This window comes from Cellulomonas soli, assembly GCF_013409305.1.
Lineage (GTDB): Bacteria > Actinomycetota > Actinomycetes > Actinomycetales > Cellulomonadaceae > Cellulomonas > Cellulomonas soli.
Window position 1 is genome coordinate 2,316,369 of the sequence record NZ_JACBZJ010000001.1, and the last position, 20,943, is coordinate 2,337,311.

The following is a 20,943-nucleotide window of genomic DNA, read 5'->3' on the forward strand; positions in this document are numbered from 1 at the left end:
GCGAACGGGTGAACGGTATGCGGGGATCCGTCCGTTCGTCCTCCGGTCGTCCGCCGTTCGCCCTGCCGCGAGCCCAGGTGCGGTGGAGTACCCGCGGCGGCGTCACAGCAGGCGCTCAGGATGAGAGGCGGGGTGCGCGCCGTGGCGCCCGTGTTCCAGCTCTACAGGTTCACCGACGAGGACACCGTGTGGTGGCGACTGGTCAGTCCGAACGGGCGGGGGATCGCCCGCGTCCCGCACGGGCTCCCCGACCCCGACGCCGCGCGCGAGTCCATCGCCGGCGTGGTCGCCGTCGTCGACCGGCTCGACCCCCTGCTTCGGCTCACGCCCGAGTACCGGTGGCGCTGGGAGCTGCAGCACGCAGGAGCGAGCGTCGTGCACGGCATCGGCGACCACGACCGCCGGGTGCGGTGCGAGAACGCCGCGCACCGCTTCCTGCAGATCGCCGCCGACGCGCCCACCGACCCGGTCGTCTGCACCTTCCGTCGCGTCGGTCCGGCCCCCCGGCTCGCCCGCAGGCTGGCCCGATGACCGGGTCGTCCCGGATCCCCCTCGTGCTCGTCGCCGGGACCGTCCTGTGCGGCACCGTCGTCGCCGCCGTGGCCGCCGCCACGGGCGCCGGCACGATGCCGCAGGTCCCCGGCGCGAGCGTGCTCGACGCGCCGCCGGACCAGGTCGACGTCGGCACCGCGCCCGGTGACGTCGCCGGCCCCACCGGTGCGGCGACGCTCACCTCGCAGAGCGTCGCGACCGGGCCGAACCCCACGGTCGTCGCCGACCGGACCTGGGTCGAGGCCGTCGCGGCGGTCACCGGCATCCCGGCCACCGCGCAGCAGGCCTACGGCGACGCGACGCTCGCGCTCGGCGAGGAGGAGCCCGCCTGCCACCTCGGCTGGACCACGCTCGCCGCCGTGGGCGCGGTCGAGTCCGGCCACGGCACGCACGGCGGGGCGACCCTGCGCGACGACGGGCACCCGAGCGTCCCGGTCGTCGGACCCGCGCTCGACGGCACCGCAGGCACCCTGGCGCTGCCCGCCACAGCGGACGGCACCGCATGGCACGGGGACCCGACCTGGGAGCACGCCGTCGGGCCGATGCAGTTCCTGCCGCAGACGTGGCAGCGCTGGGCGGCCGACGGCGACCACGACGGGACCGCCGACCCGCACGACATCGAGGACGCCGCCCTGGCCGCAGGCCGCTACCTGTGCGCCGGCGACCGGGACCTCGCGGCCGCAGCCGGGTGGCGCGCGGCCGTGCTGTCGTACAACCGCGACGAGGCGTACCTGCAGCACGTCCTCGAGCTCGCCGACGCCTACGCCGACGCCAGCGCCGCCGTGCCGTGACCGAGCCCGACCCCCGGCCCGCAGGGACGGACACCGACGGGCTGCTGCTCGGTCGGTACCGGCTCGGTGCGTTGCTCGGGTCGGGCCGCACCGCCGACGTGCACCGGGCCGAGGACGTGCGGCTGCGACGACCGGTCGCGGTCAAGGTCCATCGCGCACCGTCGGCGGCCGGTGAGGACCCGTTCGAGGCCGCGCGTCGCCTCGCCGCCCTCGACGACCCGCACCTCGTGCGCGTCCTCGACCTGGGCCACGACGCGCAGGGCCGTGCGTGCGTCGTCCTCGGGCTCGTCGACGGGGACACGCTCGGGCAGGTGCTCACCGCAGGCCGGATGCCGCCGGCCGATGCGCTCGCCCTCGCGGACGCCGTGCTCGCCGGGCTCGGGCACGCGCACACGCACGGCCTGCTGCACCTCGACGTCTCACCCGCCAACGTCATGGTGCCGCGCGGGGCCGGCCCCGCCGGAGCGGTCGTCCTGGACCTCGCAGGCACGCCCGACCCGTCGGGGGACGCGACGCACGTCACCGTCAGCCCTGCGTACGCCGCACCCGAGCTGGCGACCGCGGAGGGTGCGGACGCCCGCGCCGACCTGTACGCGGTCGGCGCGCTGCTCGTCCACGCCCTCACCGGCAGCCCGCCCTACCCGTCCGAGGACCCGGCCGTCATGCTCGCCGGGCACGTGCACGAGCCTGTCCCCGTGCCGTCCGGGCGCGTGCCCGGGCTGCCGCGCGAGGTCGACGCGCTCGTCGCCCGGGCGCTCGCGAAGCACCCGGACGACCGGTTCGTGGATGCCGCGCAGATGCGTCGGGCGGTGCAGGCCGTGGCGGGCACCACGCGCAGGTCGGCACCGGTGGAGGCGGCGCGCGAGGTGGTCGACCGCGCACCTGTTGCCGCGGTCGTGGCGCCGTCGGCCCGGCGGCCGGACGAGGCGGGGACGCCCCGGCTGCCCGTGGTCGAGCGGCAGGGCGCGCCCGAGCCGCCGATGCTCGTGCGCGAGGGCGCCGGCCCGGCCCGCGTGCTGACCCTCGCGGCCGTGCTCCTGCTGGGCGGGCTCGCCGCCGGCGCCGCGCTCACGGCACCCGACGAGTCGCCTGCGACGGTGGCCTCGACCCGCGCACCGACCCTCACGGCGACCACCACCGCGCCCGCGGCCCCGGTCGAACCACCACCGGCGAGCGGCCCGACGCCGACCGGCCCGACGCCCTCCGCAGCGGTACGCGTCCCCGAGACCGTCGGGCTCCCGCTCGCCGCCGCACGCGACGCCGTGCTCGCCGCCGGGATGGTCGTCGGCGACATCCTCGTGGTGGACGGTCCGTCGCCTGCGGACACCGTGCTGGGGAGCACCCCGGACGGCGCGAGCGACGCGCCGCCCGGCACCGTCGTGGGGCTCGTCGTCGCGAGCGGCTACACCGCCGTGCCGGACGTGGTCGGCCGGCGGTGGGCCGACGTCGGCCCCGCCCTGCTGGCCGCCGGGTTCGCCGTCACCGAGCAGGGCGCGGCCGGGGCCGGGGTCGCCGCCGACCGGGTCGTGCACCGGATCGAGCCCACGGCAGGCGCGCGCGTGCCCGTCGGGACCACCGTGGTCGTCGTGACCGGGACGGCCGGCTCGTCGACCGCCGCACCCACGGGGACGCCCGCCGCCACCGGGGCGCCGGCGGGACCCACCCCGACGCCCACGAGCACGCCGACACCCGCCGGGACGGTGCCGTGAGCCGAGCGCCCGGGGGCGTTCGTCCCTTGTTCACCGCTCCGGGGGCCCGTGGACACCGCGCCTGGATTCGATCATCCGGGGGACGGGCCGAACCGCGACGCCCGGCCCGACCCGTGTCCCACCTCGAAGGAGCGCCCCCGTGAGCACGTCCGTGCCGGCCGCCGCGCCCCCGTCGACCGCCGTCCCGCGCCGCCTGTCCCGGCGGACCACGGGCTCCGACCGCGTCTTCGAGCTCGGCGCGCGCGGGGTCGGTGCGACCGTCCTGGCGATCACCGGCAGCATCGGGCTGTTCCTCGCCCTGCAGTCCGTGCCGACGCTGCGCCGGTACGGCTGGTCGTTCTTCACCGAGGCCCAGTGGGCCCCCGAGACGGACACCCTCGGCATCCGGGCCGTGCTGCTCGGCACGTTCACCGTGGCCGGAGTCGCGATGGTGTTCGCCATCCCGCTCGCGCTGTGCACCGCGCTGTACCTCACCGAGTACGCCCCGACCCGCCTGCGGGCCGCGCTGGTCTCGCTCGTCGACCTCATGGCCGCGGTGCCCAGCATCATCTACGGGTTGTGGGGGTTCTTCCTGCTGCAGCCGCAGGCGGCTGGGCTGGCCCGCTGGCTGCACACCTACCTCGGCTGGATCCCGCTGTTCCGGGTCGACACCGACCCGCACGCCGCCGTGTGGGAGCAGTCCCGGTACACCGCCTCGGCGTTCGTGGCCGGCATCGCTGTGGCGATGATGGTGCTGCCCATGGCGTCCTCGGTCATGCGGGAGGTGTTCTCCCAGGCGCCACCCGGCGAGCGCGAGGGCGCCCTCGCGCTCGGGTCCACCCGGCTCGGTGTGATCCGCGCCGTCGTCCTGCCGTTCGGACGCGGCGGGATCATCGGCGGCACGATGCTCGGGCTCGGTCGCGCGCTCGGCGAGACCATCGCGGTCCTCCTGATCATCTCCCCGTCGTTCGACATCAAGCTGCGGCCGCTCGAGATCGGCACCAACACGATCTCCGCGCTGATCGCCGGCCGGTTCGGCGAGGCGAGCGACGCCCAGCTCTCGGCGCTCCTGACCGCCGGGCTCGTGCTCTTCCTCATCACGCTCGCCATCAACACGCTGGCCGCGACCGTCGTGGCGCGCAGCCGCTCGGGCGCGGGGACGGACATCTGATGACCCACGTCGCGCTCCCGCCCACCCCGGCTGCCCCGCCCGTCTCGGCTGCCCCGGCTGCCCCGCCCGCACCGTCAGCCGGGTCGACGCTCGTGGCCCCCGCGCGGGGCACGACGCACGTGCGCACCCTGCCGCCGGTCCGCACGCCGCCGGACACCCGGCGCCGCAGGGTCGCCGGGGTGCCCGGGCACGACCGGCTCGTGCTGCTCGGATCGCTGGCCGCGGCCGCCGCGCTCGCCTGGGTGCTGTGCTTCCGGCTGCTCCCGTGGGGCACCCCGCTCGCCTACGCGGTGGTCACCTTCGCGACGTTCCTCGCGGTCGTCACGGTGGCCACCTCGGCGACGGCCGACGGCCCGGCGGTGGCCGACCGCCTCGCGGGTGCCGTCGTCACCGGTGGTGCCCTCACCGTCGCGGTCGCCCTGACCTCGACGGTCGTGTTCACCTTCGTGCGCGGCTTCGGCGCGCTGCGGCACTGGTCGATGCTGTTCGACGACATGGCGGGCGTCGGCCCGCGCGACCCGCTGTCCGTCGGCGGGGTCGGGCACGCCGTGCTCGGCACGCTGATCGAGATCGGCCTGGCGGTCGCCTTCACCGTGCCGCTCGGCCTCGGCGCCGCGGTGTTCATGACCGAGGTCGGCGGCCGGTTCTCCCGCGTGGTGCGCACGGTCGTCGAGGCGATGACCGCACTGCCGTCGATCGTGGCCGGGCTGTTCGTGTACACCGTGCTCATCGTCGGTCTCGGGGTGCCGCGCTCCGGCCTGGCCGCCGCGGTCGCGCTGTCGGTCATGATGCTGCCGATCATCGCCCGCGCCGCGGACGTCGTGCTGCGGGTCGTCCCGTCCGGCCTGCGCGAGGCCAGCGCCGCCCTGGGAGCACCGCGGTGGCGCACGGTCTGGCACGTGGTGCTGCCCACCGCGCGTCCCGGTCTGGCGACCGCCCTGATCCTGGGCGTCGCCCGGGGCATCGGTGAGACCTCGCCCGTGCTGCTGACGTCGGGCGCGGCGTCGTTCTTCGTGGCGAACCCCATGGACGGCGTCATGAACTCGCTGCCGCTGTTCATCTACTCGAGCGTGCGCAGCGGCGAGCCCGGCCTGGTCCAGCGCGGGTTCGCGACCGCCACGATCCTGCTCGTGCTCGTGCTCGTGCTCTTCGTCGTCGCCCGGCTGGTCGCACGGCGCCCGGCCGGTCGCTGACCCTCTCCCACCGTCTCCTGGAGGACCGATGAACGACCAGCGCACGAGCCTGCGCACCGCGGCTCGCGCACCCCGGCGTCGACCCGCCTGGCAGGGTCGCCTCGCCGCGGTGGTCGCCGCCGGCCTGGTCGCGCTCACCGTGCTCGTCGGGACGTCCACGGCCGCCTCCGCCGCCTACGGGCAGATCGAGGGGTCGGGGTCCACCTGGAGCCAGGTGATCGTCGACCAGTGGATCGCCGACGTGTCCGCCAACGGCATGGCGGTCACCTACAACGGCGGAGGCTCGTCGCAGGGACGCAAGAACTTTGCCGCCAACGTCACCGACTTCGGCATCACCGAGATCCCCTACCAGGGGACCGACGAGTACGGGAACGCGGACACCGCCGGCGGTCGCGAGTTCTCGTACCTGCCGATCGTCGCCGGCGGCACCGCGTTCACCTACCACCTCGAGGTGGGTGGCGCGCTGGTCAAGGACATCCGGCTGTCCGGCGACACGATCGCGAAGATCTTCACGAACCAGATCACCAGCTGGGCCGACCCCGCGATCAAGGCGGACAACAACGGGCGGGTCCTGCCGGACACCCCGATCGTGCCGGTCGTGCGCTCGGACGGCTCGGGCACGACCGCGCAGTTCACCACCTACCTCGACGCGCAGCACCCCGACGTCTGGCGGGCCTACTTCGGCCGGTCCGGGCTGACGTCCTACTACCCGAAGCCCAGCGGCACCCGGATGATCGCCGCAGCCGGCTCCGACCAGGTGATGAACACCGTCGCCTCGTCCGCCGGCAACGGGACCATCGCCTACGTCGAGTACTCGTACCCGATCAACAAGGGCTACCCGGTCGTCAAGGTGCTCAACAGCGCCGGCTACTACGTCGAACCCACGCAGTACGCCGTCGCGGTCGGCCTCACCAAGGCCCGCATCAACACCGACGCGTCCTCGCAGGCGTACCTGACGCAGATCCTCGACGACGTCTACACGAACCCCGACCCGCGGGCGTACCCGCTCTCGTCGTACTCCTACATGCTGCTGCCGACCGGCAAGAACGACCAGCGCATGACGACGAACAAGCGGCAGACGCTCGTCGACTTCATGTTCTACTCGCTGTGCGAGGGCCAGGGGAAGGCCGGCGCGTTCGGCTACTCGCCGCTACCCCTCAACCTCGTGCAGGCCGGGTTCGAGCAGATCGCCAAGCTCGGTGCCGCCGACCCCGGCGTCGACGTCGCCAACCGGGACGCCACCCGGTGCAACAACCCGACGTTCGTGGCCGGGGACCTCTCGCGCAACAAGCTCGCCGAGGTCGCGGCCCAGCCCGCGACGTGCGACCAGCAGGGTCAGGGGCCGTGCCTCGGTGCCGGTCAGGTCGTCGACACGTCCGGCGGTGCCGGGTCGACCGGTGGCGCAGGCTCCGCGGGGGCGGCCGCCGCCCCGGGGGCCGCGGGGGCGGCCGCAGCCGGGGCGCAGGGTGCTGCCGGAACCGGTGCGACGGCCGGCGCCGACGCATCCGCAGGGGCGATCGACCCCGCCACGGGTCTGCCCCTCGGGACCACCGTCGACACCGCGACGGGCCTCGTGACGGGTGCCGTCGCCACGACCGTCGCCTCCCGGCCGGTCGGCAGCAGCATCGCGTTCGGTGCGCTCGCCGGGGCCGAGCTGCTCGCGGTCGCCCTCGTGCCGGGGTTGTTCGCGGTGCGGCGTCGGTTGCTCGCCGAACCGCGGGTCGCCGGGCCGATGCCCGCCGGACCACCCCCGTCCGGCCCGTCGCCCACGGCCGGCCCGCCACCCGTGTCCGGGCCACCTTCGGGGCTCGCGCCACCACGGATGGCCGGCGCGGGTCCCGTCGCCGGGCCGTCGTCCCCCTTCGGCCCGCCGACCGTGGCCGGACCGTCGTCCCCGTTCGGCGCTCCGCTCGCCGGCGGACCGGGGTCCACCTTCAGCCCGCCCTTCCGGCCGACCAGGGGCGGCATCGGCTCGGCGGACCTGCGATGAGCCGGTCACGACGGCCCCGGGGTGCCCGTGCGGCCGCGCTCGCCCTCGTGCTCGCCCTCGTCGGTCTGCTCGGCGGTGCGTTCGTGACCGGTCGGGCCACCAGCGCCGCAGCCGCGGACACGGTGCCCGGATGGACGGCAACCCGCACCATCACGCGCGAGCACCTCGCCGCCGACGGCAGCACCGAGCCGGTCGACAGCCGGACCGTCACGGTCGCCGTCGACCGCACGCAGGACCTGCGCGGACGCGAACGTGTCGCCGTGACCTGGACGGGCGCGCGTCCCAGCGCCGGGCGCACCGTCAGCCCCTACGGCTACGACGGCACCAACCAGGAGTACCCGGTGGTGATCCTGCAGTGCCGCGGGCTCGACGACCCCACGCTCCCGGTGGCGCAGCAGCTCAGCCCCGAGACGTGCTGGACGAGCACCTACCTGCAGCGGATCGGTCAGGCCTCGCCCGCCTCGGCCGTCTGGCGGCACGACCGGTACGCCACCGACGCCGAGCGTGGCGACCAGAGCACGGCCGTCGACTGGCCGGAGGCGTGCGCGCAGCTGCCGCCGTCCCTGCTCTCGCAGCGGCTCGTCCCGTTCCGCGCCGCGAACGGCACCGTGTACCCCTCGTGCAGCGACACGACGATCGCTCCGGAGTCCGCGGTCGACGCCGCGCTCCCTGCCGCCGAGCTGGCCGCCTTCACCCGGTCGGACGGGACCGGCGAGGCGAACGTCGAGATCCGGACGGCTACCGAGAACGAGTCCCTGGGATGCTCGACGGACGTCCCCTGCTCGCTCGTCGTGATCCCGATCATGGGCATCAGCTGCCTCGACGGGGACGCCACGTGCCGCGGTGACGGGTCGTTCGAGGCCGGGTCGTCGAACTTCGGCAACCTCGGCGTCGACGACGCCGTCTCCGCCCGCTACTGGTGGTCGGCCTCGAACTGGCGCAACCGGTTCGCCGCCCCGCTCTCCTTCGCGCTGCCGCCCGACGCGTGCGACGTGCTCGACGACCGGGCGCCGGTCGACATGTACGGCTCCGAGCTGCTCAACCAGGCGTCGCTGCAGTGGGCGCCCGCGTACTGCCTGCGCGCCGACCGGTTCAAGTTCCGGCACAACCGGATGTCCGAGTCGTCCGCGCTGCGGCTGCTCGGCTCGGGGGGCGCGGTCGCCGCCTTCGTGTCCGAACCTGCGCAGACGAGCACGGTCCCGCTCGGTTACGCGCCCGTCGCGGTGACCGGCTTCGCCGTCGCGTACGTCGCCGACCTGCCGGACAACGCCGGGGAGGTGCAGGACCTGCGGCTGACACCTCGCCTGCTCGCGAAGCTGCTCACCCAGTCCTACCCCGCCTCGAGCTCCGGGCAGGCGCACCCGGGCATGGCGGACAACCCGCTGGCCCTCAACACCGACCCGGAGTTCACCGAGCTCAACCCGGGCCTGTCGCTCACCGCGGAGGAGGCCCGGGCGACGATGCTCTCGCTGTCCGAGCAGTCCGACGTGATGACCGCGCTGACCGCCTACATCGCCGCGGACACCGAGGCGATGGCCTTCGTGCACGGCGAGGCGGACCCGTGGGGCATGGTCGTCAACCCGTCCTACAAGGACATCGCGCTGCCGCGCGCCGATTGGCCGATGCTGGACACGTTCGTGCGGGACATCAACCGCGAGTGCGAGAAGCTCAACCCGTCGCCGTACCTCGGGCTCGTCGCCGCTCCCGTGACCCGGCTGCGCACGGTCGCCGAGGCCGTGCTCGACGCCTGGCCGAACGTGCAGACGCAGTGCACCCGCTCGACGACCTCGGACCCCTGGAAGTTCGGCCGGATCGCCCGGCAGGGGTACGGCTCACGGTTCATGCTCGGGCTGGTCTCGCTCGGTGACGCCGAACGCTTCGGGCTGCGCACCGCGGCGCTGCGGACCGCCGGCACCGGTCCGGACGCGACCTTCGTCGAGGCCTCGCCCGCCTCGATGGCCAGCGCCCTGACGGTGGCCGACCAGACCGCGCCCGGTGCGCCGTTCCTGCTGGACCGCACGGCTCTGCCCGCCGACGCCTACCCCGGCACGATGGTCGTGCACGCGGCGGCCGCATTGTCCGGGCTGAGCGCGAGCGACGCGGGGCACGTCGCCGAGCTCGTGCGCATCGCCACCACGGAGGGCCAGGTGCCCGGCAGCGGGAACGGGCAGCTGCCCGACGGCTACCTCCCGATCACCTCGGACGGTCCGACGGCGGCGCTGCTCGCCTCGGCGCAGGCGGTCGCGTCGGCGATCGAGGCCCAGTCCGGGCCGATGGTCGTCCCCGTCTCGGCCCCTGTCGTCGCGGCGCCCGTGCCGCACCCGGTCGGCGCGGCGGCCGCCTTCCCGACGGCCTCGGCGCGTGCCCCGGCCAACCCGTTCCTCGCCGCCGCCACGGGCCCCGTCCCGACGACCGGTCTCGCGGCCGACAAGGCGCCCGAGACGGCGCAGGCTCGCGCCGCGGGCACCACGATCGCCGAACGGTCGGGCACCGCGAACGCCGCGCTGCCGACCACCCTCTCGGTCGCCCTCGGCGGCGCGGTCGGTGCTCCTCTGCTGCGTCTGTTCACCACCCGGAGGCGATCGGCATGAGCCTCGTCGAGCTCGACCCGCCCGCGGGCGCGCAGGCCCCCTCGGACGCGGAGCCCGGGTACGCGCCGCCCGAGCACCCCGTGCCGCCCCAGCGCCCTGTGCCGTCCGGGACACGCTCGGCGCCGCCGCGGCGAGCCCTCGCGCCGGTGCAGCCGCGCCCACCCCGCCCCCCGCGTCGGCCCGAGCCGATCGGCTCGCTCGTCGTCACGACGGCACTGCTGGTGCTCGCCGCGCTCGCCGGCTGGGCGCTCGTCCAGGTGCTCGTCCTCGGCAGCCTCGCCGAGGCACGGTCCCAGCAGGTGCTGTACGCACAGCTGCGGGAGCAGCTCGCCTCGCAGACAGCACCCACCGGTGGCGCCGTCGAGCCGGGTGCCCCCGTGGCGATCCTCGCGATCCCGACGCTCGGCCTCCAGCAGGTCGTCGTCGAAGGCACCTCGTCGGGCGACCTCCTCGCCGGGCCCGGGCACCGCCGCGACACGGTGCTGCCCGGCCAGGCCGGCGTCTCGCTCGTGCTCGGCCGGTCCACGACCTACGGCGGTCCGTTCCGTTCGCTCCCGCTGCTGCGCCAGGGCGACGGCATCACGGTGACCACCGGGCAGGGCGAGTTCGTCTACCGGGTCGACGGCGTGCGGCACGACGGCGACCCCCTGCCGGGTGCGCTCACGGAAGGCGGGGCGCGCCTGACGCTCGTCACGACCGAGGGCTCCGGACCGTTCGGGGCGATCACCGGGTTCACCACCGTGTACGTCGACGCCACGCTCGTCGGCGAGGCGGTCACGGGTCCGTCGGGCCGACCCGCGGCGGTCCCGGCGTCGGAGGCGGTGCTCGGCGGTGACACCGGCGCCCTGCCCGTGCTCGTGCTCGCCCTGCAGGCGCTGCTCCTGGCGGCCGTCGCCGCTGTGCTGCTCAGCCGCCGGCTACCGGCGCGGGCCTCCTGGGTCCTGGCCGCGCCCGTGCTCGTCGCCGCCGCGTGGTGGGCGACCGAGGTCGCCGTGCGCCTGCTGCCGAACGTCCTCTGAGCAGCGCCGGCACGTCCCCAGGCCACGGCCGGGACGTCCTTCGTTCACCGTCCGGGACCGGTGGGTTCGCCCGGTCTGCGAAGAGTGGGCGGTAGGCCGGGAAGCACCGGCCGACCGACACACGAAGGGCTCCTTCCCTCATGAAGCGCACGAAGGTCTCGCTCCTCCTCACCGTCGCCCTCGCGGGCGTGCTCGCCGCCACGATCGCCTCCCCGGCGTCGGCCGACCCGACCCCGCAGCCCAAGGACCTCGTGGGCGTCGGCTCGGACACCACCGAGTACGCGGTCAACTACCTCGCCGACGGGGTGAAGGTCGGCGGGCTCTACTCGCCCGGCTACAACGCGTCCGCGGGCGCCCGCCTGGTCTCCTTCAACGCGACGGGCACCACCCCGGTCGTCCTCAAGTCGGGCACGGTCGCCGTCACGCGCCCGAACGGCTCCGGCGCCGGCAAGGCCACCCTCTACGGGGCGGGCCTCAACACGAACGTCAACTTCGCGCGGTCGTCCTCCTCGCTGTCCGCCGCGGAGGTCTCCGCAGGACTGTGGCAGGTCCCGTTCGCCCAGGACGGCCTCAAGCTCGCGACCGCGACCACGTCGAACGCGCCCGCGTCGATCACCGCGGCCCAACTGGTCGGCATCTACAACGGCTCGATCAGCAACTGGAACCAGATCGGTGGCACGGCCGGCGTGATCGTCCCGATGATCCCGCAGACCGGGTCCGGCACCCGCACGGTCTTCGTCGCCCAGCTGCAGGCCGCGAACGGTGGCGTGGCGGTCACGCTCGCCTCGACGGTCGTCGAGGTCCAGGAGCACGACGCCGCCCCGGTCGCCGCGAACGCCAACGCGGTCGCACCGTTCTCCACCGGCCGGGCCAAGTCCGCGACGGGCATCAAGCTCGCGGGCGGCTGGAGCTACACCCGGGCGCTCTACAACGTGGTGCGCCAGGCCGACCTGTCGACCGCCTGGTTCACCCAGGTCTTCGGCGCCGACGGCTTCATCTGCTCGGGCTCCGGCCAGGCGCTCATCGAGGCCGCCGGCTTCGACCAGCTCGCGGTGCCCGCCGACGGCGGCGCCTGCGGTGTCCCGACGCAGGCCGCGACGACGAACTTCACCGTCAACTGACGCCCTCCCGCGTCTCGACGTCCCCGTTCGACGACCTCCTGAACCAGCCCCGGAAAGGCACCCCCATGACCCGCACCAGGACGCTCGCCGGCTTGCTCGCCGGTGTCGTCGTCGCCACGGCCGCCCTGGCCGTCGCGACCCCCGCCTCCGCCAACGACGAAGGCCCGGACGTCGCAGGCCAGATCTTCCTGTTCCCGAACACGGGCGGCTTCACCAACGCCGCCAACACCACGCCCGTCACGAGCGGCACCGGGACGGTCCGGCCGTTCCAGTCGCTGGCCGTCGACCAGCTCTGCCCGGCCGACACCGCCGCGGTGCAGGCCGCGATCCGCATCCCGCAGCCGGGCGTGCCCGAGAACGACTGGGCCCAGGTCCCGATCACGGCGGCCACGAACGTGAAGGACGCCCAGGGGCGCTACTACACGGCGCGTGGCGACTACCTCACCAAGCCCGAGGCCATGACGTACATCGCCTCGCAGCCCGGGAGCACCGGCACGCTGCCGCTCATCCTCATGTGCCGCAACGACGCCGGTCTGGGTATCGGCGTCCTGCGCACCACGATCACGATGACGGGCAACGCCTCCGCCCTGACCTGGTCGGTCCCGACGCCGACGATGCCGCGCAGCACGGCCACCGCGACGCTCACCGCCTCGCAGTCCGCGGTCGAGCAGGGCACGGCCGTGACGTTCTCCGTGGCGGTGGCCCCGGCCGCCGCGACGGGCACGGTCGAGTTCCTGGCCGGGACGACCTCGCTCGGCACGGGCACCCTCAGCGGCGGGGTCGCGACCCTGACCACCAGCGCGCTGCCCGTCGGCACCGCGTCGGTCACGGCCGTGTACGCCGGTGACAGCACCTACGGGGCGGCCACCTCCGCCGCGGTCGACGTGCAGGTCGCCGCCGTGGCGCCCCGCTCGACGACCACGACCCTCACGGTCGACCGGGTCGACGGCGACGCGTACCAGTCGGTCGCGCTGACCGCCGCGGTGGCCTCCGCGTCCGGCACGCCCGCCGGCACGGTCGCGTTCTCGGACAACGGGGTCGTGCTCGGCACGGTCCCGGTGACCGCGGGCTCCGTCCCGGTCTTCACCACGAACGTGCTCGGTGCGGGCAGCCACGCCCTGGTCGCCACGTTCACCGGCACGGCGCCGTACACCGACTCGGCCTCCGCGCCGGTCGCCACGGCGTACACGCTCGCGGGCGCCGTCGCCGAGCAGACCGTCACGCTCGACATCCCGGTCGGCACCATCACACTGACCACGCCGTACACGCCCACCTCGCCGCTCGCGCTGGGCACCGCGGTCCTCGACCCGGCGGACTCGACGTACTCGGCCTCCGCACCGTTCGAGGGCATCGTCATCACCGACACCCGCGCCGGCAACCTCGGCTGGACCGCCTCGGTCGTCTCCGGGGCGTTCACGTCGGCGGGCGGCGACTCGTTCGACGGCGGGCACGCCGGTCTCACGGGCCTGGCCGCGACGCAGGTCGCGGGCAACGCGCTGCTGGCCACGGACGTCGTGGTGAGCGACAACGCACCGTTCACGGTGGGCCTGGCCACGCCGAAGGTGTTCGCCAGCTACCCGGCTGCGCGCTCGCTCGGCACGGCGCACCTGGCCGGCGTGTTCGGCGTCGACCAGGTCCCCTCGTCGGTGGCGCCCGGTCTGTACACCGCGACGGTGACCCTCACCGCCGTCTGATCCGTACCGCCGTCTGAGCCGTGCCCTGACGGACGGGCGCAGGTGGGGTGGGGCCGTTCGCCCCGCCCCATCTGCGCGTTCGCCCCGCCCCACCGGCGCGTCCGGGCCGTCCCTCGTTCGCCGGGTGTTCGTCACCCGAACATCCCGGTTCGTCACGCTTCGTACGAACCAGCCGCCGATCGCAGGAGCCATGTCGATGATCGCCACGCTGCGCCGGACAGCCGTCCTCGCGCTCGTCACGCTGGCCCTGCTCGCACCCGCCGGGCCTGTCGCCGCCGCGACGGACCCGGACGCCACCGACATGGTCTCGTTCGGCATCGCCCCGGCCGGTGCCGACCGTCCCGACGCCCGCCCTTACCTGGCCGTGACGGCCCCGGCCGGCTCGGTCGTCTACGAGCACGTGGCCCTCGTGAACCAGGACGACGAACCGGTGACGCTCGAGGTGTACGGCGCCGACGTCGTCATGGCCGACGGCGGTGGCCTGTCCGTGCGGGCAGCGGCCGACACGGACACCGACGCCGGCGCCTGGGTGTCGGTCGACGCCGCCGGGCCCGTGCAGGTCCCGGCGCAGACGGCCGACGGGTTCGGCTACACGATCGTCCCGCTCGCCATCACCATCCCGCAGGACGCCGAACCGGGCGACCACGTGGCCGGGCTCGTCGCGTCGCTGGTCACCGTCGCCGCGGGCGCCGACCAGGGGCCGTCGATCCGGCTCGAGCAGCGGGTCGCGGCCCGGGTGTACGTCCAGGTCCAGGGGGAGGTCGCCCCGGGTCTGGTCGTGGAGGACGTCGTCGCCGACTGGGCGCCCGACGGCGTGCTCGGCACCGGTGCGGTGACCGTCGGCTGGACGGTGCGCAACACCGGCAACGTGCGCGTCGCCGTCGAGCCGTCCGCCTCGGTCGCCGGGCCTCTCGGGGTCGCCGCCAGGCGTGCCGACGCACCGCGCGTCGAGGAGCTGCTGCCCGGCGGCACCGCACGGGTGGAGGCGACGCTCGAGGGCGTCCCTGCGCTCGGCCGCGAGGAGGTCACCGTGACCGCCGCCGCGGTGGCCCCGCTCACCGGGCGCGACCCGGGCCTGGCCCCGGTCGTCGCCACCACGCACGTGTGGGCCCTGGCCTGGCTGCCGCTCGCCGTCGCCGCCCTGGTCACCCTGCTGATCGTCGTCGCGGTCGCCCGTGGCAGGTCCGCCCGCCGCGCGGCCCGCATCCTTCCCGACGGCCCGGTCGAACCCGGGCTCGTCGTGGACACCCCTGTCGGCGTGGGCCGGTGAGACCGGGGGCGTCGTCCCCTGGTCGTCCGCACGGCGCACGTCGTTCACCCGTGCTCGCCATCCTCGGCGGGTACGCGCCCGGTCCCACCTGCACCTGTGAAGGGAATCCTGCGATGCGTCCCATCAAGCTCCTGGCCACCCTGGCCGCCGGCGCGCTCCTGTCGAGCGCCGTCGCCCTGGCCTGCGCGGCACCTGCCTCTGCCGAGGACGAGGGTCCTGACCTGCCCGGCAGCATCTACTTCCTCGCGAAGGCCGGTGGGCTCGACGCGAACGGGCAGACCGACGTCATCACGAGCGGCACGACGCTCGACCGGCCGTTCCAGTCGCTGGCCGTGTCCGCCCAGTGCCCGGCCGGTGCGGTCTCGCTGCAGCCGATGATCCGGATCCCGCAGGCCAACGTGCCCGAGTCGCAGTGGCTCGAGGTCCCGATCGCGGCGAACATGAACCACGTCGACGCGCAGGGGCGCTTCTACACCGACCGCGGCGACCGCCTCACGAAGCCTGACGCGCTGGCGTACATCGCCACGCAGGCGGGCAAGACGGGGACGATCCCGCTGCTGGCGGTCTGCCGGGACGAGCTCGGTCTGGGTGTCGGCCTCTTCCGCACGACCCTGACGCTCACCGGTGACCTGTCGAACCTCGCCTGGTCGGTTCCCGCGCCCACGCCCCTCGGTGGCGGCACCCAGGTGACCGCGACGACGACGACCCTGACGGGTGCCGTGCAGGGTGCGGACCTGGTCCTGTCGGCCGCGGTCGCACCGGCCGGCGCCGGCGGCACGGTCACGTTCTCCGAGGGCGGGACGACGGTCGGCACCGCGGCGGTCTCGGGCGGTGTCGCGCAGGTGACGGTGCCGTCGCCCGCGTCGGGCTCGCACAGCTACACCGCGACCTTCGCGCCGTCCGACGCGGCGGCGTTCGGCGCCTCCTCGGGCACGTACGCGGTCGCGGTCGCGCTGGACGCCGCGACGGGTCAGCTCGTGCTGTCGGTGCCCGCTGCCCCCGTGGTCGACGGCGCCCTGACGTTCTCGGTGCCGTTCGCCACGCCGGTCGCCCTCGCGGGCACGCGCGCCTCGGACAACTCCCGGGTCGTGGCCACGGGCGCCTTCCCGACGGTCACCGTGACCGACACGCGCCGTGACGGGCTGCTGACGGGCTGGGAGGTCAACGCGCAGGCGTCCGACTTCACCGGTGCCGCGGGCACGGTCGGGGCGAAGTACCTGGGGTGGGCACCTGCCCTGCCGCAGATGCTGCCCGAGGCCGGCAGCCCCCTGGTCGCCCAGGCCGGCGCCCCGGTCGCCTCGTCCCTCGACGAGGTCGCCAGCCCGGGCCTGTCGGCGAGCGCGCTGCTCGGCGGCACCGCGACCGCCGGCCGGGGGACGACCACGCTGGACGCCGCCCTCAACCTGGCGATCCCGGGCTCGACCACCGCGGGGTCCTACACCTCGACGGTCACGGTCACGCTGATCGCCGACTGACGCCGTCACGCGACGCCGGCAGCCGCCGGCGTCGCCCGTCCGACACCAGGGAGCAGCCCGCATGTCCCGTCCTCTCCGGTCCGCCGTGCGGGCCGCCCTGGTGGTGCTCGCCGCGCTGGCGGTCGTCGTCCCCGCGACGGCCGCCGGCGCGGACGACGGCACCGCCGCCTGGTCGATCACCCCGTCGGACGCCGCGGGCACGACGGACGGTCGCACCCGGTTCGAGCTGTCGCTCGCGCCGGGGGAGCAGGTCGAGGAGCACCTCGTGCTGGCGAACTCCTCGACGGTGGAGCGCACGTTCCGGGTGTACGGCGCCGACGGGTTCAACACGGCGACAGGCGGTTTCGACCTGCGGCCGGCGGCGGACACACCGGTGGGCATCGGCGCCTGGGTGACGACGCCGGACGCGAGCGTGACGGTCCCGGCGCTCTCGACCCGCACGGTCGCGTTCACGGTGGCGGTCCCGCAGGACGCGGCGCCGGGCGACCATGCCGGTGGTCTGGTCGTCTCGCCCGAGCAGGTGCAGGTCGACGAGGCGACGGGCGTGGTCGTGGACACGAGGGTCGCGGTGCGGCTCGCGGTGCGGGTCGCGGGCGAGCTCGCCCCGGCGCTCGAGGTGCGCGACGTGCACGCGTCGTACGCCTTCGACGCCGTGCCGTTCGCGGCGTCCTCGGCGACGGTGACGTTCGAGGTCGTGAACACGGGCAACGTCAAGGTCCTGGGTGTGCCCAGGCTGCGGGTGACCGGCCCGTTCGGCACGCGGCTGGCGCACCTCGAGCCGGAGAGCACGCGGGAGGTGCTGCCGGGTGACTCGTTCACGGTGACGGCGACGTTGCCGGGGGTCGAGCCCGCCGTGCTGGCCACCGCGGTGGTCGACGTGACGATGGCCGCGGCGCCGGGCCCGGGCACCGAGCTGCCGGGGGTCTCCAGCACGGGACGCGCGACGTTCGTGGCGGTGCCCTGGACGGGTCTGCTGCTGGTGGCGGTGCTGGTGGTCCTCGTCGTGCTCCTGGTCCGCCGGGTGCGGGCGCGGCGCCGTGCCGCGCAGGTGCTGTGGACCGAGGCGGTGGCCGAGGCGCGCCGCGAGATCGAGGCGGGGCCGCCCGCGGGGGAGCCGTCACCGGAGGGCTCCCGTCCGTCGGTCGGTCCGACCGTCGGGGTGCTCGTGCTGCTCGTGCTGGTGGTGACCGGCGCGGCGTGCGTCGCCGTGCCTGCGCGGGCGGTCGCGTCCGAGGGTGTCACGGTGGTCTCGCAGGACGGTGACGACGGTGTGCTGCGGCTGGAGGTGCCGGCCTCGCCGACAGCCTCGCCGAGCGTGCCTGCCGGTGCCGGCGCCGGTCCGGGGTCCGCTCCCACCACGTCGGTGCTGGGGGGTTCCCGGGGGGCACCTCGTTCCGCGGGGTCGCCGCCGGCCGCCGCCGGTTCTGCGGCCGACGCTGCGGTCGACGCGGGTGCCGCCACCGGCACGGCCGCGGCGGAGGGTGGCGAGGTGAAGGTGGCCGGCCTGCGGGTGCGGACGCCTGACCTGGTCTGGCGTGCGGCGCGCGGGGACGCTCCTGCGCGTGCGGTGCTGGCCGCGACCGGGCTGACGGCGCTCGGTGGAGGCGGGTGGCTGGTGCACCGGCTCGTGCTGGCCCGTCGGCCGGGCATGCCGTGAGCGCGGATGCCGTGAGCGAGTTCGACGAGGAGGCCTGGGCGGTGACGGATCAGATGACAGCAGAGCAGGCGACGGCAGAGCAGATGACGGCGGGTCAGATGACGGCAGAGCACATGACGGCAGAGCACATGACGGCAGAGCACATGACGGCAGAGCAGGCGGCGGCAGACCGGACGGTCGTGCTGCCTGCCGTCCTGCCGCCGGGTTCACCGGCCGGGGTCGCGCACGCCCTGACGGTCTCGCCGCGGACGCCGCCGGCGGTGGTGCCGTCGCACGGTCTGGCCGAGCTGCGGGCACGTGAGGTGTCGGCGTGGTTCGGCTCCCACCATGTGCTCGACCGAGTGTCGCTGACGATGCCGGCCGGGCAGGTGACCGCGCTGATCGGCCCGTCGGGCTGCGGCAAGTCGACCTTCCTGCGGATCCTCAACCGCATGCACGAGCTCGTGCCGTCGGCCGCGCTGGCGGGTGAGGTGCTGCTCGACGGCCACGACCTGTACGACCCGTCGCGGCGGGTGACGCAGGCGCGTCGCGACGTGGGCATGGTCTTCCAGAAGCCGAACCCGTTCCCCGCGATGAGCATCCGTGAGAACGTCCTGGCCGGACTCCGGCTCACCGGTGTCCGGGCGGGTGCGGCGGACAAGGCGATGCTCGTGGAGTCCTCGCTGATCCGCGCAGGTCTGTGGCGCGAGGTCCGTGACCGGCTGGACGCCCCGGGCGGTGGGCTCTCGGGTGGGCAGCAGCAGCGCCTGTGCATCGCGCGGGCGCTCGCGGTCCGGCCGCGCGTGCTGCTGATGGACGAGCCGTGCTCGGCGCTCGACCCGACGTCGACGCGGGTGATCGAGGAGACGATCGGCGAGCTGGCCTCGCAGGTGACGATCGTGATCGTGACCCACAACATGCAGCAGGCGGCGCGGGTGTCGCAGCAGTGCGCGTTCTTCCTGGCCTCGCAGGGTCTGCCGGGTGTCGTCGTGGAGCACGGGGACACGGGTGCGATGTTCAGCGTGCCGCAGGACGAGCGCACGGAGGCCTACGTCTCGGGGCGCTTCGGCTGACGTCGCCCGGCCCGGGGTCGGCGTGCGCTGGTCCCGGGTGTCCCCTCGGGGAGCCGTTCCGCGCGCGAACGGGTGATGTGAGCGTCGTTGTGTCCGGGTTCCTCCCGAAGCACATCCGTGTGACTCGTGTGACGCGTGTGACTCGTGTTCACTTCTGGGGTTCACGCCGGTAGCGTGCCGAAGGCGGGAACCGTCGGGCGCCCACGCCACGGACCTGCGATCACGGACCTGCGGAAGGGGAACCTGGTGACCTCACGCGTCACGCACGCCCGAGGACGTCGGGCGGCAGGCCGTCGCGCCGTCGTGTCCGGTGCCGTGGCAGCCGTGCTCCTCGTCGCCGGCACGGCCACCGGGACCACGGTCGCGCTCGCCGACCCGACGCCACCCTCGCAGCAGGACGTCGAGGACGCCCAGCAGGCCGTGACCGACGCCACCACGTCGGTGGCGGGCGCGGAGGTCCGGCTCGCCGAGCTCACCGCTGCCAACGACGCCGCCGAGCTCAAGGTCCAGCAGGTCGGCGAGGCCTACACCCAGGCGCTCGCGGACTCCGACGCCGCCCAGGCCGTGTCCGCCGACGCGACCGCCCGGTCGCAGGAGGCCGACGCAAAGGCGGAGGAGGCCCGCCGCCAGCTCGCGGCGATCGCCCGCCAGATCGCCCGCTCGGGCGGCTCCGCCGACGCGCTGCAGTCGCTGCTGTCCGCGGACGGGTTCGAGGACGTCGCCCGTCGCAGCGGCACGCTCGACCGTGTCAGCGGCAAGGCCGACCAGGCGGTCCAGGAGCTGCGGGCCGCCCAGCTCGTCGCCACGACGCTGTCCGCCCGCGCCGCGGACGCCGCCGAGGAGGCGGCGACCGCGAAGGCCGCCGCGCAGACCGCGCTCGACACCGCCCAGCAGGCGCAGGCCGACGCCGAGGACCAGGTCGCCGCGGCCGCGAGCGAGCGCGACCAGCTGCTGACCGTGCTCGCCGCCGCGCGGCAGACCAGCGTCGAGGTCGAGCGCCAGCGGCAGGACCAGCTCGACGCGGAACGGCGAGCCCGCACCGAGGCGGCCGCGCAGGCTGCCCGGCTGGCTGCCGCGACGCCCGCCGCCCCCGCGACGAGCACGCCCGCGACCAGCACCCCCACGACCAGCACGCCCGCGACCGATGGCACGACGGCACCTGCCACGGGTGGCTCGGGGACGCCGGCCACCGGAGGCACGACCACCGGGGGCACGACCACACCCCCGGCGACCTCGACGCCGGAACCGGCCGCCCCGTCAGCGCCCGCCACCGGCGGCACCTCCCGCGGCTCCGCGGCGCAGGGCCAGGCGGCCGTCGCGTCCGCGATGACCAAGCTCGGCCTGCCGTACGTGTGGGGCGGTGTCGGTCCGACCGGCTACGACTGCTCGGGCCTGACGTCGACCTCCTGGCGCACCGCGGGCGTGAGCATCAACCGCACCTCGCGCGACCAGTACACGCAGGTCCAGAAGATCTCCTACGACCAGCTGCGGCCCGGCGACCTCATCTTCTGGGCGAGCAACACCGCCGACCCCAGCTCGATCTACCACGTGGCGATGTACATCGGGAACGGGCAGATCATCGAGGCCCCGACCTACAACGTGCCGGTGCGGGTCACCTCGATGCGCTGGTCGGGGACCATGCCCTACGCCGGGCGCCCCTGACCTCGTCCGCAGACGAC

Annotated in this window: 15 protein-coding genes; all 15 read left to right on the plus strand. The window is 75.0% G+C overall.

Going from position 1 to position 20,943, the window contains the following annotated elements:
- The first annotated feature begins 132 nt into the window (after positions 1-132).
- The 15 genes from BKA22_RS10775 (at position 133) to BKA22_RS20345 (ending at position 20,926) form a co-directional block, all read left to right on the plus strand.
- A complete protein-coding gene (locus BKA22_RS10775) occupies positions 133-531 on the plus strand; it encodes a hypothetical protein (RefSeq protein ID WP_179561744.1) in 399 nt (132 codons plus the stop codon).
- On the plus strand, positions 528-1,343 hold the full coding sequence (locus BKA22_RS10780; protein ID WP_179561745.1) for a lytic murein transglycosylase: 816 nt from the start codon (positions 528-530) through the stop codon (positions 1,341-1,343). The genes BKA22_RS10775 and BKA22_RS10780 overlap by 4 nt, the downstream gene beginning before the upstream one ends.
- The gene (locus BKA22_RS10785; RefSeq protein ID WP_179561746.1) at positions 1,340-3,052 is read left to right on the plus strand and encodes a serine/threonine-protein kinase; all 1,713 of its coding nucleotides are present in this window, start codon (positions 1,340-1,342) and stop codon (positions 3,050-3,052) included. The genes BKA22_RS10780 and BKA22_RS10785 overlap by 4 nt, the downstream gene beginning before the upstream one ends.
- Positions 3,053-3,191: 139 nt before the next feature.
- A complete protein-coding gene (pstC, locus tag BKA22_RS10790; protein ID WP_223203633.1) occupies positions 3,192-4,202 on the plus strand; it encodes a phosphate ABC transporter permease subunit PstC in 1,011 nt (336 codons plus the stop codon).
- Positions 4,202-5,395 (plus strand): phosphate ABC transporter permease PstA, encoded by a 1,194-nt coding sequence (gene pstA, locus BKA22_RS10795; protein WP_146953537.1) that lies wholly within the window; start codon positions 4,202-4,204, stop codon positions 5,393-5,395. Before pstC ends, pstA begins: the two co-directional genes overlap by 1 nt.
- Positions 5,396-5,423: 28 nt before the next feature.
- The gene (locus BKA22_RS10800) at positions 5,424-7,385 is read left to right on the plus strand and encodes a phosphate ABC transporter substrate-binding protein PstS (protein ID WP_146953536.1); all 1,962 of its coding nucleotides are present in this window, start codon (positions 5,424-5,426) and stop codon (positions 7,383-7,385) included.
- The gene (locus tag BKA22_RS10805; RefSeq protein ID WP_146953535.1) at positions 7,382-9,976 is read left to right on the plus strand and encodes a hypothetical protein; all 2,595 of its coding nucleotides are present in this window, start codon (positions 7,382-7,384) and stop codon (positions 9,974-9,976) included. Before BKA22_RS10800 ends, BKA22_RS10805 begins: the two co-directional genes overlap by 4 nt.
- Positions 9,973-10,995, plus strand: a complete 1,023-nt coding sequence (locus tag BKA22_RS10810) for a sortase (RefSeq protein WP_146953534.1) — start codon at positions 9,973-9,975, stop codon at positions 10,993-10,995. The genes BKA22_RS10805 and BKA22_RS10810 overlap by 4 nt, the downstream gene beginning before the upstream one ends.
- A 140-nt stretch (positions 10,996-11,135) precedes the next feature.
- Entirely contained in the window at positions 11,136-12,116 is a 981-nt protein-coding gene (locus BKA22_RS10815) for a substrate-binding domain-containing protein (RefSeq protein ID WP_146953533.1), read from the plus strand.
- A gap of 65 nt (positions 12,117-12,181) precedes the next feature.
- Positions 12,182-13,810 carry an Ig-like domain-containing protein gene (locus BKA22_RS10820; protein ID WP_146953532.1) on the plus strand — a complete coding sequence of 543 codons (1,629 nt, stop codon included), beginning with the start codon at positions 12,182-12,184 and terminating at the stop codon, positions 13,808-13,810.
- Between the two features lie 190 nt (positions 13,811-14,000).
- A complete protein-coding gene (locus BKA22_RS10825; protein ID WP_218866630.1) occupies positions 14,001-15,080 on the plus strand; it encodes a hypothetical protein in 1,080 nt (359 codons plus the stop codon).
- A gap of 113 nt (positions 15,081-15,193) precedes the next feature.
- Entirely contained in the window at positions 15,194-16,555 is a 1,362-nt protein-coding gene (locus BKA22_RS10830; RefSeq protein WP_146953530.1) for an Ig-like domain-containing protein, read from the plus strand.
- A 61-nt stretch (positions 16,556-16,616) separates the two neighbouring features.
- Complete coding sequence (locus tag BKA22_RS10835) at positions 16,617-18,212, plus strand: WxL protein peptidoglycan domain-containing protein (protein ID WP_146953529.1); 1,596 nt, start codon at positions 16,617-16,619, stop codon at positions 18,210-18,212.
- Between the two features lie 128 nt (positions 18,213-18,340).
- A complete protein-coding gene (locus BKA22_RS10840) occupies positions 18,341-19,264 on the plus strand; it encodes a phosphate ABC transporter ATP-binding protein (protein ID WP_146953528.1) in 924 nt (307 codons plus the stop codon).
- A 246-nt stretch (positions 19,265-19,510) separates the two neighbouring features.
- The gene (locus BKA22_RS20345; RefSeq protein WP_223203632.1) at positions 19,511-20,926 is read left to right on the plus strand and encodes a C40 family peptidase; all 1,416 of its coding nucleotides are present in this window, start codon (positions 19,511-19,513) and stop codon (positions 20,924-20,926) included.
- Positions 20,927-20,943: the final 17 nt, after the last annotated feature.